Genomic DNA, 14,543 nt, shown 5'->3' on the forward strand with positions numbered 1-14,543 from the left:
CGGCGCCGATCAGCGAGAGATGACCGGGCGCAGTGCCCCGACGTCGCGGCGGGAGACCACGCCCTGCCAGAGCCCGGTGCCGTACGCGAGGTCGTCGAGACGCCGGAACAGCGCGTAGTGGAGCGGGCTCATCACAGGCGCTTCGGGATCGAGCATCTGGTTGCGCACCCACATCGCCAACGCCTCGGCGACGGCGACCGCTGCGAACCAACGCCGGAACCGGCCGCTCACCGCGAACGCGATCACCGACAGCGGCCAGTAATGGCGCAGGACCGCAGCGCCCGCCTGCAACAGCCCGAATCCGAATGCCCGGGCCGTACTCTGCGCCGCGATCACGCGGCCGCGCGGAACCGTGCCGACGAGCCGGTTGGTCCGTCGGAACACGTACACGGCGATCAGTGCCGCGAGGGCCGCTCCCACCCGGCTTCGGGTCAGCAGCGAGATGACGGCGACTGCGAGCGGGGCGCTCGACACGACCGGAGCGGCGAGCGCACCGTGTCGGCTGGCGAGTTCCGCAGCGCCCGTTCCGTAGAACCGGCGGCGGTTCAGCATCGCCTTCAGCGAGTCCCGATGCTCGTGACCGACAGTGGCGATCGGGTCGTACCGGATCCGCCAACCCTGGCCGTGCGTCCGCCAGCACAGGTCGACGTCCTCGGCGACGCGCAACGACTCGTCGAACCCGAGGAAGCCGCTGCGCCGCACCACCATCGCCGCACTCGGCACATAGGCGAGCGGGCTGCCGGGTGCCACCAGCGCCTCCCGCGGACCCATGTCGAGCGACGAGAACCGGTTCGCGTACTCGGCGGCGACCGAGACGTCCGTCGAATCGGTCAGTCCGACGATGCGCGGCGCCACGAGGGCCACCGTCGGGTCGGCGAAGTGCCCGAGAAGCATCGTCAACCAGTCGCCCACCGGGACCGTGTCGGAGTCGAGGAAGGCGACGAACTCGCTCTCCGACGCGGCCACCCCCGCGTTGCGGGCGGCGGCCGGACCGCGGTTCTCCTCGAACCGGATGAGCGTCACTCCGTCCGGCACGGTGATCGGGTCGCGGGATGCGTCGTCGACGACGACGACACTCGCCCCACCGGGGTCCAGCGCGCCGAGGAGGCGGTCGACGCCTGCCTGATTGTCGTGGACCGGGACGACGATCGTCACCTCGCCTGCCGCCGGTCCGGACATGGGCCGAGGGTGAGCGATCCCGGAATCGAGCAGCCGGCGCGCGAGGAGTTGAGTGCCTGCGTCGTGAACGGCGATCCGGCCGTCGTCGGACGTCATGCCGAGTGCTGGATCTGACATCTTCATCACGCGCAGCGGGGAACCCCCGACGAGATGACGCAGGTTGCCGTCGTGGGCGCAACGCTGATCGATCTGCACCTGAAAGCCAACCGGCAGCGTCGTCGACGCCGGACCGACCACTGGGGCACGACGGCTCACGCGAGCCTCCCGTCGTCCCCGACGCTCCACGAACTCAGCGACGCCGCGAGCGAGCGCGCACGATCGTCGATCATCCGGGCGCCGCGTTCCGCGTCAGCGGTCGTCGGGTCACCGAGGACGCCGTTGGAACTGACCGCGGCCACTCCGCCGGCGCGCAGGTCGTCCATGAGCGACGCGACGGGAGCGGTCACTCCGGCTTCGGCGCGGTCGGTGCGCACGGTTCCGCGCGCAGCCGACAGCATCACCGATGTCTCGGCGTCGCCGGCATGCGCGTCGGCGCCGGGGAACACGCACGGCCACCACGCGGCGTCACGACCCTCGTAGCGGAGCAGCCGCACCGCCGCCGCGATGGCGACGGCGTTGCCGCCATGACCGTTGACGAACGCTATGCGCGACGCCCACTGGCAGGCGCTGCGCCCGTATTCGACGATCAGCTGTTCCATCACCTCGGCACCGATCGACACCGTGCCCGGAAATCCCTCGTGCTCACCGGATGCGCCGTACGCGATCAGCGGGGCGCGAAGTACGTCGAGGTTCGGGGAATCGGCAGCCAGCGCAGTCGCTCGTGCGGCGAGTTCACCGGCGATCGTGCCGTCGGTGCTCAACGGCAGATGCGGTCCATGCTGTTCGACTGCCCCGACCGGGACGACGATGGTCAGTTGCCTGTCGACCAGGTCGTGCCACGCATGGGACGCCAACTCGAGCGCCGGTGTCATTCGCATCACCCTACCCACGTGAACGACGGTAGTCATGCCCTGGATCGGGCCGATCTGCCACAGCGCTCCCACCGCGTGCCCGGGGACCGAACCCCTGAGGCATATGTAATGCTGAGTGGCAGTAGGTGATTCGGCACACACCAGATTCGGAAGGTTTCTCCCATGACTTCAACTACCGATCGCGCCCCATCCGGACGCTCCGGACCGCTCGCCGACATCCGGGTCATCGAGTTCGCGGGCATCGGCCCCGGCCCCCATGCGGCGATGCTCCTGGCCGACCTGGGGGCCGACGTGATCCGCGTGCAGCGCCCCGGCGACCTGCCGGATCCGAACCGGAACGCCGACGCCCTCCTGCGCGGCAGGCGCGTCGTCGAGGCGAACCTGAAGAACCCGTCCGACCGGGAGACCATCCTCAACCTGGTCGCCAAGGCCGACGTGATCCTCGAAGGGTTCCGCCCCGGCGTCATGGAGCGCCTCGGGTTCGGCCCCGACGATCTCGCACAGGTCAACGAGGGACTCGTCTACGGCCGCATGACCGGGTGGGGGCAGGAGGGGCCGCGCGCGAATCTCGCCGGCCACGACATGAACTACATCTCGCTCACCGGCATGCTCCACGCGATCGGCCGCACCGACGAGAAGCCGACGCCGCCGCTCAACCTGGTCGGCGACTTCGGTGGCGGGTCCATGTTCCTCGTCATGGGCGTGCTCGCGGCGCTCGTCGAGCGGAGCGTCTCCGGCAAGGGCGACGTGATCGATGCCGCCATGGTCGACGGCGCGTCCGTCCTCGGCCAGATGATGTGGGCCTTTCGCGGCACCGGACTGTGGCAGGACCGCCGCGGCGTGAACCTCCTCGACACCGGTGCTCCGTACTACGAGGTCTACGAGACCTCGGACGGCAAGTGGATGTCGGTGGGCGCGATCGAGCCGCAGTTCTACGCCGAGCTCATCGAGGGACTCGGTGTGGATCCGGAGTCGCTCCCCCACCAGAACGACTTCTCCAAATGGCCTGAGCTGAAGCAGATCTTCATCGACACGTTCAAGACCAAGACGCGTGACGAGTGGGCCGCGATCTTCGACGGCACCAACGCGTGCACGTCGCCGATCCTCGACTTCACCGAGGCACCCGACGACCCGCACCTCGCCGCCCGCGGCACCCTCGTCGACATCGACGGCGTCAAGCAGGCTCAGGTCGCGCCGCGCTTCTCCCGGTCGGCCACCGAGACGCCCGCCGGCCCGGCACGCACGGCCACCGACCCGGCGACGGTGTGGCAGGACTGAAGCGACACACGCTAGCCCCGACGGCGTCCGACCCTGCGGGTCGGACGCCGTTCGCGTGCTAGATCAGGCGTCGTGCGCCAGACGGCGCAGCCATTCGGTCAACATCGCGGTCTCGGCGGCGCCCAGCACGCCCGGCCGACTCGCGGCGAAACGTGAGACGCGCAGTATCTCGTCGCGAATGGACCCCTGCGAGTCACCGCTCGGGGCGCCGGTGATGCCGGCGATGACCGCGTCCCGCACGTTCGCCGACAGCTCTGGATCTTGCTGAGCGAGGATGATCAGGCGCAACGTGACCCCGATGTTCGTCGCGAGGATGTGCGCTGCAGCCTGCTCAGCGTCGACGACCAGCCGGCCGGCTGATGCGGCGGACTCGGTGAGCGCGCGCAGCATGCGGGTCGGCTCCGCGTGCGCCGCAGGCGAATAGCCCGGGCGGACCTTCCCGTACATGAGCGTGTAGTAGCCCGGATTCTCCAGCCCGAACCGCACATGCGCGTCCCAGCCGTCGCTGATGTCCTGGATCGGGTCGCCGGTCGACTCGTGGTCGGACTTGAGCGCGAGGTACAGCTCGAAGCCGCGTTCGACCACTGCGTCGACCAGCCCCTGCTTGTTGCCGAAGAAGTGATACAGCGTCGGCATCCGCACACCCACGCGGTCGCACACCTCACGCAGCGAGAAGTCCTCCCCGGGAGCCGCTGCGATCAGTTCCGCAGCCGCCTCGAGTAGGCGGCTGCGTGTATCGCCTCGACCAGATTCTGTCATTCCGCTACAGTAGCCATGTATCGTCGATATGGCGACAACGTAGCAACGATATACGGAGGCAGAGCATGACGAACTACCCCCTCGAGGGACGCAAGCTGATCGTCGCAGGCGGCGGGAAGAACCTCGGCGGACTCATCACGCGCCGTGCGGCCCAGGCCGGCGCGGATGTGGCGATCCACTACAACAGCGAGTCATCCCGCGCCGACGCCGAAGACACCCTCGCCGCCGTCGAGGCTGCAGGCCGAGACGGCGTCGTACTCACCGGCGACCTGACCGACCCCGACACCGTGACCAGGGTCTTCGATGACGCGAAGGCAGCACTCGGCGGTCTCGACATCGCCGTCAACACTGTCGGCAAGGTACTGCGGAAGCCGATCGCCGACACCACCGAGACCGAGTACGACGAGATGTTCGACGTGAACTCGAAGGCCGCCTACTTCTTCATCAAAGAAGCGGGACGCACGGTGAACGACAACGGCAAGATCATCACGATCGTGACGTCTCTCCTGGCCGCCTTCACCGACGGCTATTCCACCTACGCCGGCGGCAAGAGCCCCGTCGAGCACTTCACCCACGCGGCCGCCAAGGAATACGCGGACCGGGGGATCTCGGTGACCGCCATCGCGCCCGGCCCGATGGACACCCCGTTCTTCTACCCCCAGGAGACACCGGAGCGCGTCGAGTTCCACAAGTCGCAGGCGATGCACAACCAACTGACCAAGATCGAGGACATCGCACCGATCGTCGACTTCCTGGCCACCGACGGGTGGTGGATCACCGGTCAGACCATCTTCGCCAACGGCGGATACACCACCCGCTGAGAACCTCTGACGAGACAAGGAGCAGCAGATCATGACCGAATCCATCCCGGCACCGATCGCCGGATTCATCGATACCGTCAACAAGCACGACGAGCAGGGGTTTCTCGATGCGTTCACCGATAACGGCTTCGTCGACGATTGGGGTCGCGTATTCGGCGACCGTGCCGCGATCAAAGCCTGGAGCGACAAGGAGTTCATCGGAGCCACCGGAACCATGGACGTTCAGGAGGTGACCGCCGACGGCGACACCGTCACCGTGGTGGCCGACTGGCGCAGCACCCACGCCAACGGACTCTCGACATTCGTGTTCGTCGTCGACGGCGACAAGATCCAGTCGATGACGATAAGCGGCGGCTGATGCAGGCTGACTGACGAATGACGGTGGGCCGCCCGGAGATCCGGGCGGCCCACCATTCGTTGAGCGGTAGCGTGGTGCGGGCGCGCGTCGACAGCGAGGCGCGAACCGCATGCAGCGCGCTCAGACCTTGGAGTGCCCCATGTCGATCTGGAACTCGGCGCCGGTGACCGACTTGGCGGTCGTCAGGTAGAAGACGGCGTCGGACAGATCGTCGAGGCTGGCGACCGGGTAGTGGTCGAGCATGGAAGGGAAGTGCTGACCGAAGGTCTGGAACGCCTTCATCGCCTCGGTGTCCTCGAGCCCCATCGGAGTGTCGACCGCATACGGATGCACGGTGTTGACGCGGATCTTCTTTGCGCCGAGCTCCTTCGCTGCGGTCTGTGCGAGTCCGCGCAGACCGAACTTGGACGCCGAGTACGACGCCTGCGCGGGCATCGCCTTCAGTCCGGCCACCGACGAGATGATGGTGATCGTGCCGCCGTTGTCCGCCTCGAGCATCGCCGGGATCGTCGCCTTCAGGGTCTTCCAGGTACCGACGAGGTTCACGTCGACCACGTCGGTGAACTGCTCCTCGGTGAGCTCCCAGCTGAGACCCCACGTGAGTATCCCCGCGTTGGCGACCACGTGATCGAGTCGGCCGAACTGCTCTACGCCGTCCTCGACGAGCTGCTGCTGAAACGCGAGGTCGCGGGTGTCGCCCTGGCGCGCAAGAATCTTGCCGCCTGCCTCTTCGACGAGGCGCACGGTCTCGGTGAGATCATCGGCCGAGGTCGGCGGGTACGTCATGTGGCCCGCGACCGGTCCGGCGATGTCCATCCCGATGATCGACGCACCCTCGGCGGCAAAGCGCAGCGCATGGTTGCGCCCCTGACCTCGTGCGATACCCGTGATGTAAACGACCTGACCGTCGAACTGCCCCATTGACGAACGCCTCTCTGAATCACATGTGAAGTCGCCGAACTGTAACACGTTCTAGTGAAGCCGAACGGCGACCGCCCGCAGAACACCTCCGGTACGTCCGGACCCGTGCGCAGAATTCCCCGCTCAGCGCCGGAAACGCGTATAGCGGACTGACACCGCTGAGCGGGGAATTCCACGCGGAGATCAGCCGCCGAAGCTGCGCTCGAAGCCCTCCGGGATCAGGAGGTCGTCGCGCGACAGGTCGTGGATGTCGTCCTTGCCGAGACCCATGAGGGAGGAGTCGACGCCCATGCGCAGCAGGTCGAGCACGTTCTCGACGCCCGCCTGTCCGTTGGCGGCCAGACCCCAGAGGTAGGCGCGGCCGATCATCACGGCCTTCGCACCGAGCGCGAGCGCCTTGACGACGTCACTGCCGCGTCGGATACCGCCGTCGAGGAGAACGTCGAGATCGTTGCCGACGGCGTCGGCGATCGGGCCGAGCACGCGGATCGTTGCCGGGGTGCCGTCGAGGTTGTTGCCGCCGTGGTTCGAGACCGAGATAGCGGTGGCCCCGATGTCGACAGCGCGCTTGGCGTCGTCGAGCCGGGTGATGCCCTTGACCATGAACTCGCCGCCCCAGTGCTCACGCAGCCACTTCAGGTCCTCCCACGTGGGCGGCGGGGTGTTCATCCACTGGCCGTACGCACCGAAGAACGTCGGCCCCTGCTCACCCTTGTCGACCAGGTTGGGTGCCGTCAGGTCCGGGATCTCGACCTTGCCATCACGGATCCAGTCGAGCGCGTACCGCGGGCGGACGGCGATCTCCGGCGCCAACTTGGCGAGTGCCTTGAGGTCGACCTGCTCCGGAATGTCGGGGCTGCCCCAGTCGCGACCGATGTTGAACACCCAGTCGGTGGTGACGATCAGACCCTTGGCCCCGGCCTCGCGAGCGCGCTCGGCACGACGCAGGATCTCCTCGCGATCACCGAGCCAGTAGGCCTGGAAGAAGATCTTGTCGTTGACGGCCGTGACCTCTTCGACCGGCTTGCTCGCGAAACTCGACAGGCCCATCGCCGTCCCCCGAGCGGCGGCGGCGCGCGAGACCGCGACCTCACCGTCCGGGTCGACGGCCTGCACACCGGTCGGCGAGATCATCACCGGGAACGAGATGTCCTGACCCATCACCCGGGTCTCGAGCTTGCGCTCGGGCGTCGTACCGACCACGTGCGGCGCGAAGCCGATCTCCCGGTACGCCTCGACATTGTCGTTCAGCGTGATGCCGGCCTGAGTTCCGGCGATGAGCGACGAGTAGACGGATTTCGGCAGACGCTTCTTCGCACGACGCTGGGCCTCGAGAACGGTCTCGAACCAAGGGTTACGGCGCCACGGATTCTGCTCGGCGAGTTCGGACAGCTTGGACATGATGTGTTCTTTCTTGAAGGGGATTTGGGTGGTGTGGATGTGGATACGGATTGGGTTTCGACTCGCTGCGCTCGCTCAACCAGCGAGAGGGCGACGGCTGCTCGTTCGACCAGCGAGAGGGCGTCCGCTCGTTCGACCAACGAGAGGGCGACGGCTGCTCGCTCGACCAGCGAGACGGCGACGGCCGCTCGTTCGACCAACGGGGGCGTCCGCTTGCTCAAGCAACGAGCGGGGGCCGTCCGCTTGCTCGACGGACCCCTCGATGGTTGAGCCGCAACCGAGGCGCCAGCCGAGGATGCGAGTCGAAACCCCGAACTCGATCATCACCGCGGTTTCGACTCGCTACGCTCGCTCAACCAACGAGAGGACGCGGTCGCCCGACCAACGCGAGAGGACATTCACTCGCTCAACCAGCGAGAGGGGCGTCCACTCGCTCGACGGACTCCTCGACGGTTGAGCCGCAACCGAGGCGCCAGCCGAGGATGCGAGTCGAAACCCGAACTCGATCATCACCGCGGTTTCGACTCGCTACGCTCGCTCAACCAACGAGAGGACGCAGTCGGTCGACCACCGAGAAGACGCGCTCACTCAACCATCGAGAAGACGCAGTCGGTCGACCACCGAGACGAGACCAGCGAGCCCGGCGAGAGCAGCGAGTCGATCGCCGCGGACTCAGTTCTGCGGCGCGAAGCCGGCGAGGGGGTTCTCGTCGCAGTCGCGCGACGGCGGGCGGGTCATCAGCGTGAGCGGTACGCCGCGCGAATGATCCTTATTGGCCGTCGGCTTGGACCGATCCCCTGCGAGCAGTTCCTCGCCGAAGCCCTGCACGCACTCCGGGTCGGGGCCGTCGAGCGGCAGTCCGGTGAAGAACTTGGCCGCCATGCAACCGCCGCGGCACGAGTCGAAGTGCTGGCACTTGGTGCACGCGCCCGCACTCTGCGGCTCGCGCAGTTCGGTGAACAGGTCGCTGCGCTGCCAGATCTCCTGGAATCCACCGTCCGACGTCACGTTGCCTGCGAGGAAGTTCTCGTGGATCGCGAACGGGCACGCGTACACGTCGCCGATCGGATCGATCAGGCACACGACACGGCCGGCACCGCACAGATTCAGGCCGGGCAGCCCGCCGCCGTTGCCGCTGTTGTCGAACGCCGAGAGGTGGAAGAACGAGTCGCCGGTGAGCACGCGGTCGCCGTGCGCGACGAGCCACTCGTAGAGCTCCTTCTGCTGCTCGGGCAGCGGATGCAGGTCGTCCCACACGTCGGCGCCGCGGCCGGACGGGCGCAGTCGCGTGATGCGCAGGGTGGCGCCGTACTTGTCGGCGAGCGCCTTGAAATCGTCCAGCTGGCTGACGTTCTCACGCGTCATGACAACGCTGATCTTGGCGTCGCGGAACCCGGCGTTCGCCAGGTTCTCGAGCGCGCGAACGGCCATGTCGAACGAGCCCGGCCCGCGCACGTGATCGTTGACTTCGGCGGTGGCACCGTCGAGCGAGATCTGCACGTCGACGTAGTCGGACGCGGCGAGGCGGTCGGCGATCTCGGGCGTGATCCGCAGACCGTTGGTCGAGAACTTGACACCCACCTGATGGCTGGTCGCATAGTCGACGAGCTCCCAGAAGTCCGGGCGCACCGTCGGCTCGCCGCCGCCGATGTTCACGTAGAACACCTGCATGCGCTGCAGTTCGTCGATGATCTCCTTGCACTGCTCGGTGCTCAGCTCACGCGGGTCGCGCTTGCCCGAGCTCGACAGGCAGTGCACACATGAGAGGTTGCACGCGTACGTGAGCTCCCAGGTGAGACAGATGGGGGCGTCGAGGCCCTTCTCGAACTGGTCGACGAGGCGTCCGACCTTCGGCGTCGCCGGTGTGGCGGGCAGATCGAGAGGCGGGGTGGTCGACGGCAGGCCGAGTGCGGCCGGGGATTCCACGGTGGTCACGGGGTCACTCCTGGGTTGCCGGGGCCGGGATGATCATTCCCGACACGCAGAGCGCGGTGAGCGCCTGCAGGTACATCGGTCGGTCACCGTCGGCGATGCCTTCGGCCGCGATCGCGTCGTCGGCACTGGCATGGTCGGCGAGTTTCTGAACGAGCCCGACGACGGTGAGGTTCTTGAGGAACGACAGCTTGCGCGTTCCGAAGTGGTAGAGCAGGGCACCGAACGGCTCCGGGCGCAACGCCACCTTGGGGTTGAGAACCCACGCGGCGGCCGGGTCGAAGACCGGACCTGCGGGTTCGGGGACTGGGGATGCGGGGTCGCTTCCGGCGGCCGTCCGGCCGCCGGAAGCGATGGTCGATGCGGTTGTCATCAGTAGACGCCGCACATCCCGTCGATGGACACTTCTTCCACCAGCGACTCGGCGACGAGCTCGTCGTGAGTCTGGGCTGCCTGTTCGGCCATGGAACCAACCTCCTGAATCAGATTCTTTTGTGGTTCGACTCACACTGTAATGGCACTGAGTGCACAATCACCAGGGGTTGGCCGAAATCAGTTCGGCGTACTATCAGCGACCAGCAACGACGGCCGAAAAGAAGGCGAGACCGATGACGCAAGCCGGACGCTCCGGCCCCCTGGGCGGCCGCCCCGCGGCCACCACGCGCGGCCGGTTGAGTTCGATCGCCATCGACTTGTTCACCACCCGCGGGTTCGACGAGACGAGCGTCGACGACATCGCAGCCGCCGCCGGAATCGCGCGCCGGACGCTGTTCCGGTACTACCCGTCGAAGAACTCGCTCGCGTGGGGCGAGTTCGACGACCACCTGCAGGGCCTGCGGAGCCTGCTGGCAGACACCCCGGACGACGTCCCCCTGGGCGAGAGCCTGCGCAATGCGCTCGTCAGGTTCAACGAGGTTCCCGACGACATCGTCGAGCAGCACCGCGGCCGGATGTCCCTGCTCTTGACGGTGCCCGCTCTGCAGGCGCACTCGATGCTGATGTACGCCGACTGGCGCCAGGTGATCGCCGAGCACTGCGCGCAGCGCCTGAACACCGAGCCCGGTGACCACCTCCCTCAGACCATCGCCTGGATCACGCTGGGGACTGCCTTGGCGGCTTACGATCAATGGCTGAAGGACCCCGGATCCGACCTCGCGGAGCTGCTCGAAGCCGGCGGCGCCCTCCTCGTCGGAGGCGTCGACACTCCCGTCGGATCAGCTCCAGGCACCGACCACCGACCCACTCATCGGGAGTGACAGGTTCGCAGTCGGCGCAACCGCTGATATTCTGTGTTAGAACACGTTCTAGTTTGCCTGGCTGATCCAGGCGAGAGGCGAAAAGGCCACGTACATGACCGAACTGACCCCGCACAGCACGCGTAGCGCGATCCTCACGGTCGCCGAGGTGATCGACGAGACCGCCGACGCTCGCACCATCGTCTTCGACGTTCCCGGCGTGCACTCCGATAAGTTCGCCGATTATCTGCCGGGACAGTTCCTCACTCTGCGCATCCCCAGTGACCGCACCGGGTCCGTGGCCCGCTGCTACTCGCTGTCGTCGGCGCCCAAGCACGACGACCGACCGCAGGTCACCGTCAAGCGCACGGTGGAGGGCTACGGATCCAACTGGATCTGCGACAACCTCGCCTCGGGTGTTCAGGTGGAGGCACTTCCGCCGTCCGGCGTCTTCACTCCGGACAACATCCACGCCCCGATGCTGCTGATCGCGGCCGGATCGGGCGTGACCCCGGTGATGTCGATCCTCAAGACCGCCCTCGCCACCGGCACCGGTCCGATCACGTTCTTCTACGCCAACCGCAGCGAGAACGACGTGATCTTCGCCGCCGAGCTGCGCGCACTGCAGGACCGGCATCCTGGTCGGCTGAGCGTGATCCACTGGCTCGAATCGGTCCAGGGCCTCCCGTCCGAGAAGAAGCTCGCAACGCTGTTCGCGCCGATGGCACGCACGCACTCGGCGTACATCTGCGGACCGGGCCCGTTCATGGACGCCGTGCACGCAGGCCTGGCGAAGGCGAAGTTCGAGCACCACAACGTGCACACCGAGCACTACAGCTCACTCTCCGGCGACCCCTTCGAGGACGTCGAGCTCGAGGAGGTCAGCGACGAGGAAGCCGCCGCCGCGGCACAGGTCGAGGTGGAGCTCGACGGCGAGACCCACGAGCTGTCCTGGCCGCGATCCCGGACCCTCGTCGACGTCATGCTCGCCGCCGGACTGGACGCCCCGTACTCCTGCAAGGAGGGCGAATGCGGTTCGTGCGCGTGCACTCTCGTCGAGGGCACCGTCGACATGGCGGTGACCGGCGCACTGGACCCCGACGACATCGAGGACGGCTACATCCTCGGGTGCCAGGCGCGTCCGACGTCCGACAAGCTGCAGATCGAGTTCTGACGCTGCCGGCGTCCGGTTGGTAATGCGGCGACGGTGAACGCGGCGGTGGCCATACGGCGTTGGTCTTGCAGCGGCACCCGGTCATACACTCGAAGCCATGATCAACGAGCGGCTCTCCCGCATCTTGTCGGCGATCCTTCTGGTCCCCGGATTCCTGCACTTCATCATTCCGAAGCCGTTCGACGAGATCGTCCCCGAGGAGATCCCGCTCGATAAGCGCCAGCTGACCTACGCGTCCGGCGCGGCCGAAGTCGGCCTGGGTGTGGCCGTCCTCTTCCCGCGCACCCGTCGCACCGCCTCCGGACTCGCCGCACTGCTGTTCATCGCCGTGTTCCCGGCGAACGTCAACATGGTGCGACTGTGGGTGGACGAGAGTCCGCTCATGAAGTCGATCGCCTGGGCCCGGCTGCCGCTGCAGATTCCGCTGATCTGGCTCGCACTGCGCGTCCGGCGCGGCGCTCGCGCCACCGTCGGCGAGGCTCAGACCTCCGCGTAGTCCGCGCTCACCGGACCCGCGGGATCCCGCGATAGTGCGTCTTCTGCTCGGCCGACATGCGTTCGACTGCGTAGGAGAGGGCCGTACGGCCCATCTCCCCTGAGTGCACTTCCAGATACCGCTCGAGCGCCTCCTGGCTCACCCGCTTGCCCATCTCCCGGAGCATCCAGCCGAACGCTTTCTGGATCAGGTCACGATGGTCGGCTACGACGAGCGGCGCAACCGCGAGGATCGCGTCGGTGCGCCCGGCGCGCGTGAACGCGAACGTGCCGATGATGCCGACGCGGCGTTCCCACAGGTCGTCGGACGCCGCCCACTCCAGCAGCTCGGCGTAGCTGTCCTGCGACTGCAGCCAGGCACCGAGAATCGGGGCGGCCGAGGAGTCGACCAGGTCCCAGTTGTCGACGCGCCCGGCGCGCACCGCATTCCGGTACAGCGCGACCCACGCCGCGCGGTCCGCACCGCGCGCACGGAAGTTCACCGTCGTTGTCAGCAACGCCAGCAGGCGGACCTCGTGGATCTCACTTGCCAGCAGTTCGGTGATCACCGCATCGGGCAGCCCGCGCAACTCCTTCGCGAGCGTGCGCAACTCCGGCACCCGAACACCGACGAACCGGTCGCCTTCCCCGTACTGACCGGGACCGGTCTTGAAGAAGCGTCGCGCAGCGACAGCCTTCTCCTCGTCGCCCAGTTCGACGACCGCCGCGATCACCTCTGCAGCAGAGGAGTCCGCGTCGAAGCGGATCACCCGTCGAGAAGGGCGGAGATCGGCGTCGGAGTCAGCAGATGCTGCCGCGCCTTCATCAGCTTCCCGACCCGGCCTGCACCGACCACACCGGTCAGGATGCCGTCGCGGCTGTAGTAAGCGAGGAACTTGCGTCCGTCGTCGTCCACGACGTGCACGTCGTCGGCCGGGTTCGGCGAACCCAGCATCTGGATCTTCAGTCCGTACTGGTCGCTCCAGAAGTACGGGACGCTCTGGTGCGTTATCTCGTGGCCGACGATCTCCGCGGCAACGAGCGCCGCCTGATCCACGGTATGGGTCCAGTGCTCGACGCGGTGGCGGTCGCCGTCCGCGTCGGACCAGTTGGCGCAGTCGCCGAGGGCGTACACGTCCGGGATGTCGGTGCGGCCGGAGGAGTTGCAGGCGATGCCGCCGCCGCTCTCCCGCGGAGCGATCTCGATCCCCGACCCCTCCAGGTAGTCGAGTTCGGGATAGCCGCCGATGCCGACAACCACCAGGTCGGCGTCCACCGACGAACCGTCCGCCAACTCGACTGAGGTGACCGCACCGTCGTCGGCGACGATCCGGTCGACGCCGACACCCGTGCGCACATCGACATCGGCCTCGCGGTGCAACCGGGTGATCAGTTCGCCGATCGTCTCGCCCACCGCGGCGGCGAGCGGTGTCGGAGCGGGCTCGATCAAGGTCACCGGAACCTCCAGCTTGCGGAGACTCGCGGCCACCTCGCAGCCGATGAAGCCCGCGCCGATGACGGCGGCACGGGACGCCTTCCCGGCTGCAGCGCGTACCGCCAGCGCATCCTCGATGGTGCGGATGACGTGCACCCCCGTGACCTCGTCGGCCACGCCGGGGAATCGTCTGGCCGCCAGACCAGTCGCCAGAACGAGAGTTCCGTAAGCGACGTCGCGACGTTCGCCGTCACGTTCGACGCTCACCGTGTGCGAGTCGGGATCGACCGCGACCACTCTGGACCCGGTCCGCAGATCGATGTTCTTCTCGGCGTAGAACTCCGCGGGCTTGAGGTCGACGCGCTCACTCTGACCGGTCACCACTTCCTTCGACAGCGGCGGGTGGTCGTACGGCGGATGGTCCTCGGCACCGAGCAGGATGACTCCGCCCTCGAAACCTGCGCCGCGCACACTCTCGGCCAGGCGCACTCCGCCGAGGCCGGCACCCACGATCACGATGGGGTCGTTCATCAATTCACCTTCTCTATCGGATTCGCTGCGCCGCACACCGGCTCGAGCTCGTCGGGGCCGCAGACGTCTACTGC

General features: G+C 67.2%; 16 protein-coding genes. 6 read left to right on the forward strand and 10 right to left on the reverse strand.

The genetic code is table 11. The annotated features are described in order from the left end of the window. Positions 1 to 9: 9 nt before the first annotated feature. Entirely contained in the window at positions 10 to 1,434 is a 1,425-nt protein-coding gene (mftF, locus tag FO044_RS11940) for a mycofactocin biosynthesis glycosyltransferase MftF (protein WP_186290544.1), read from the reverse strand. Then, on the reverse strand, positions 1,431 to 2,150 hold the full coding sequence (mftE, locus tag FO044_RS11945; RefSeq protein ID WP_143965718.1) for a mycofactocin biosynthesis peptidyl-dipeptidase MftE: 720 nt from the start codon (positions 2,148 to 2,150) through the stop codon (positions 1,431 to 1,433). Before mftE ends, mftF begins: the two co-directional genes overlap by 4 nt. Positions 2,151 to 2,312: 162 nt before the next feature. Between mftE and FO044_RS11950 the strand changes: the two genes are divergently transcribed. Next, on the forward strand, positions 2,313 to 3,428 hold the full coding sequence (locus FO044_RS11950) for a CaiB/BaiF CoA transferase family protein (RefSeq protein WP_143965719.1): 1,116 nt from the start codon (positions 2,313 to 2,315) through the stop codon (positions 3,426 to 3,428). A gap of 63 nt (positions 3,429 to 3,491) precedes the next feature. On the opposite strand, the gene FO044_RS11955 is transcribed toward FO044_RS11950, so the two are convergent. Then, entirely contained in the window at positions 3,492 to 4,187 is a 696-nt protein-coding gene (locus FO044_RS11955; protein ID WP_143965720.1) for a TetR/AcrR family transcriptional regulator, read from the reverse strand. A gap of 65 nt (positions 4,188 to 4,252) precedes the next feature. On the opposite strand from FO044_RS11955, the gene FO044_RS11960 reads away from it, so the two are divergent. Together FO044_RS11960 and FO044_RS11965 are read left to right on the forward strand one after the other, a co-directional pair. Beyond that, positions 4,253 to 5,008 carry an SDR family oxidoreductase gene (locus tag FO044_RS11960; RefSeq protein ID WP_143965721.1) on the forward strand — a complete coding sequence of 252 codons (756 nt, stop codon included), beginning with the start codon at positions 4,253 to 4,255 and terminating at the stop codon, positions 5,006 to 5,008. A gap of 31 nt (positions 5,009 to 5,039) precedes the next feature. Further along, entirely contained in the window at positions 5,040 to 5,366 is a 327-nt protein-coding gene (locus tag FO044_RS11965) for a nuclear transport factor 2 family protein (RefSeq protein WP_143965722.1), read from the forward strand. A gap of 120 nt (positions 5,367 to 5,486) precedes the next feature. Here FO044_RS11965 and FO044_RS11970 read toward each other — a convergent pair whose 3' ends face one another. From FO044_RS11970 to mftA, 5 genes are all read right to left on the reverse strand, one after another. After that, on the reverse strand, positions 5,487 to 6,287 hold the full coding sequence (locus FO044_RS11970; protein ID WP_143965723.1) for a mycofactocin-coupled SDR family oxidoreductase: 801 nt from the start codon (positions 6,285 to 6,287) through the stop codon (positions 5,487 to 5,489). Positions 6,288 to 6,470: 183 nt separating this feature from the next. Continuing rightward, a complete protein-coding gene (gene mftD, locus FO044_RS11975; protein WP_132992088.1) occupies positions 6,471 to 7,688 on the reverse strand; it encodes a pre-mycofactocin synthase MftD in 1,218 nt (405 codons plus the stop codon). Positions 7,689 to 8,360: 672 nt separating this feature from the next. Next, entirely contained in the window at positions 8,361 to 9,623 is a 1,263-nt protein-coding gene (gene mftC / locus FO044_RS11980) for a mycofactocin radical SAM maturase (RefSeq protein ID WP_132992089.1), read from the reverse strand. Positions 9,624 to 9,627: 4 nt separating this feature from the next. Further along, positions 9,628 to 9,993: a mycofactocin biosynthesis chaperone MftB gene (gene mftB, locus FO044_RS11985; RefSeq protein WP_132992090.1), complete on the reverse strand. Its 366-nt coding sequence runs from the start codon at positions 9,991 to 9,993 to the stop codon at positions 9,628 to 9,630. Next, positions 9,993 to 10,085, reverse strand: a complete 93-nt coding sequence (mftA, locus tag FO044_RS11990; RefSeq protein WP_132992091.1) for a mycofactocin precursor MftA — start codon at positions 10,083 to 10,085, stop codon at positions 9,993 to 9,995. Before mftA ends, mftB begins: the two co-directional genes overlap by 1 nt. 143 nt (positions 10,086 to 10,228) lie before the next feature. On the opposite strand from mftA, the gene mftR reads away from it, so the two are divergent. The 3 genes from mftR to FO044_RS12005 all read left to right on the forward strand — a co-directional run bounded on the left by mftR (position 10,229) and on the right by FO044_RS12005 (position 12,525). Next, a complete protein-coding gene (mftR, locus tag FO044_RS11995) occupies positions 10,229 to 10,876 on the forward strand; it encodes a mycofactocin system transcriptional regulator (RefSeq protein ID WP_143965724.1) in 648 nt (215 codons plus the stop codon). Between the two features lie 94 nt (positions 10,877 to 10,970). Then, complete coding sequence (locus FO044_RS12000; protein WP_143965725.1) at positions 10,971 to 12,029, forward strand: ferredoxin--NADP reductase; 1,059 nt, start codon at positions 10,971 to 10,973, stop codon at positions 12,027 to 12,029. Positions 12,030 to 12,126: 97 nt separating this feature from the next. Continuing rightward, entirely contained in the window at positions 12,127 to 12,525 is a 399-nt protein-coding gene (locus tag FO044_RS12005; RefSeq protein WP_143965726.1) for a DoxX family protein, read from the forward strand. Positions 12,526 to 12,532: 7 nt separating this feature from the next. Here the strand turns inward: FO044_RS12005 and FO044_RS12010 are convergent, their stop codons facing one another. Together FO044_RS12010 and FO044_RS12015 are read right to left on the reverse strand one after the other, a co-directional pair. Continuing rightward, positions 12,533 to 13,234, reverse strand: a complete 702-nt coding sequence (locus tag FO044_RS12010) for a DNA alkylation repair protein (protein ID WP_132993321.1) — start codon at positions 13,232 to 13,234, stop codon at positions 12,533 to 12,535. A gap of 35 nt (positions 13,235 to 13,269) precedes the next feature. Then, positions 13,270 to 14,469 carry an NAD(P)/FAD-dependent oxidoreductase gene (locus FO044_RS12015; RefSeq protein WP_132992095.1) on the reverse strand — a complete coding sequence of 400 codons (1,200 nt, stop codon included), beginning with the start codon at positions 14,467 to 14,469 and terminating at the stop codon, positions 13,270 to 13,272. Positions 14,470 to 14,543 lie beyond the last annotated feature (74 nt).

It is taken from the genome of Gordonia zhaorongruii, assembly GCF_007559005.1.
GTDB lineage: Bacteria > Actinomycetota > Actinomycetes > Mycobacteriales > Mycobacteriaceae > Gordonia > Gordonia zhaorongruii.

Coding starts and splice junctions, on each gene's coding strand:
- mftE (WP_143965718.1), bottom strand. CDS start 2,150: ATGACACCGGCGCTCGAGTTGGCGTCCCATGCGTGGCACGACCTGGTC.
- FO044_RS11950 (WP_143965719.1), top strand. CDS start 2,313: ATGACTTCAACTACCGATCGCGCCCCATCCGGACGCTCCGGACCGCTC.
- FO044_RS11955 (WP_143965720.1), bottom strand. CDS start 4,187: ATGACAGAATCTGGTCGAGGCGATACACGCAGCCGCCTACTCGAGGCG.
- FO044_RS11960 (WP_143965721.1), top strand. CDS start 4,253: ATGACGAACTACCCCCTCGAGGGACGCAAGCTGATCGTCGCAGGCGGC.
- FO044_RS11965 (WP_143965722.1), top strand. CDS start 5,040: ATGACCGAATCCATCCCGGCACCGATCGCCGGATTCATCGATACCGTC.
- FO044_RS11970 (WP_143965723.1), bottom strand. CDS start 6,287: ATGGGGCAGTTCGACGGTCAGGTCGTTTACATCACGGGTATCGCACGA.
- mftD (WP_132992088.1), bottom strand. CDS start 7,688: ATGTCCAAGCTGTCCGAACTCGCCGAGCAGAATCCGTGGCGCCGTAAC.
- mftB (WP_132992090.1), bottom strand. CDS start 9,993: ATGACAACCGCATCGACCATCGCTTCCGGCGGCCGGACGGCCGCCGGA.
- mftA (WP_132992091.1), bottom strand. CDS start 10,085: ATGGCCGAACAGGCAGCCCAGACTCACGACGAGCTCGTCGCCGAGTCG.
- mftR (WP_143965724.1), top strand. CDS start 10,229: ATGACGCAAGCCGGACGCTCCGGCCCCCTGGGCGGCCGCCCCGCGGCC.
- FO044_RS12000 (WP_143965725.1), top strand. CDS start 10,971: ATGACCGAACTGACCCCGCACAGCACGCGTAGCGCGATCCTCACGGTC.
- FO044_RS12005 (WP_143965726.1), top strand. CDS start 12,127: ATGATCAACGAGCGGCTCTCCCGCATCTTGTCGGCGATCCTTCTGGTC.
- FO044_RS12015 (WP_132992095.1), bottom strand. CDS start 14,469: ATGAACGACCCCATCGTGATCGTGGGTGCCGGCCTCGGCGGAGTGCGC.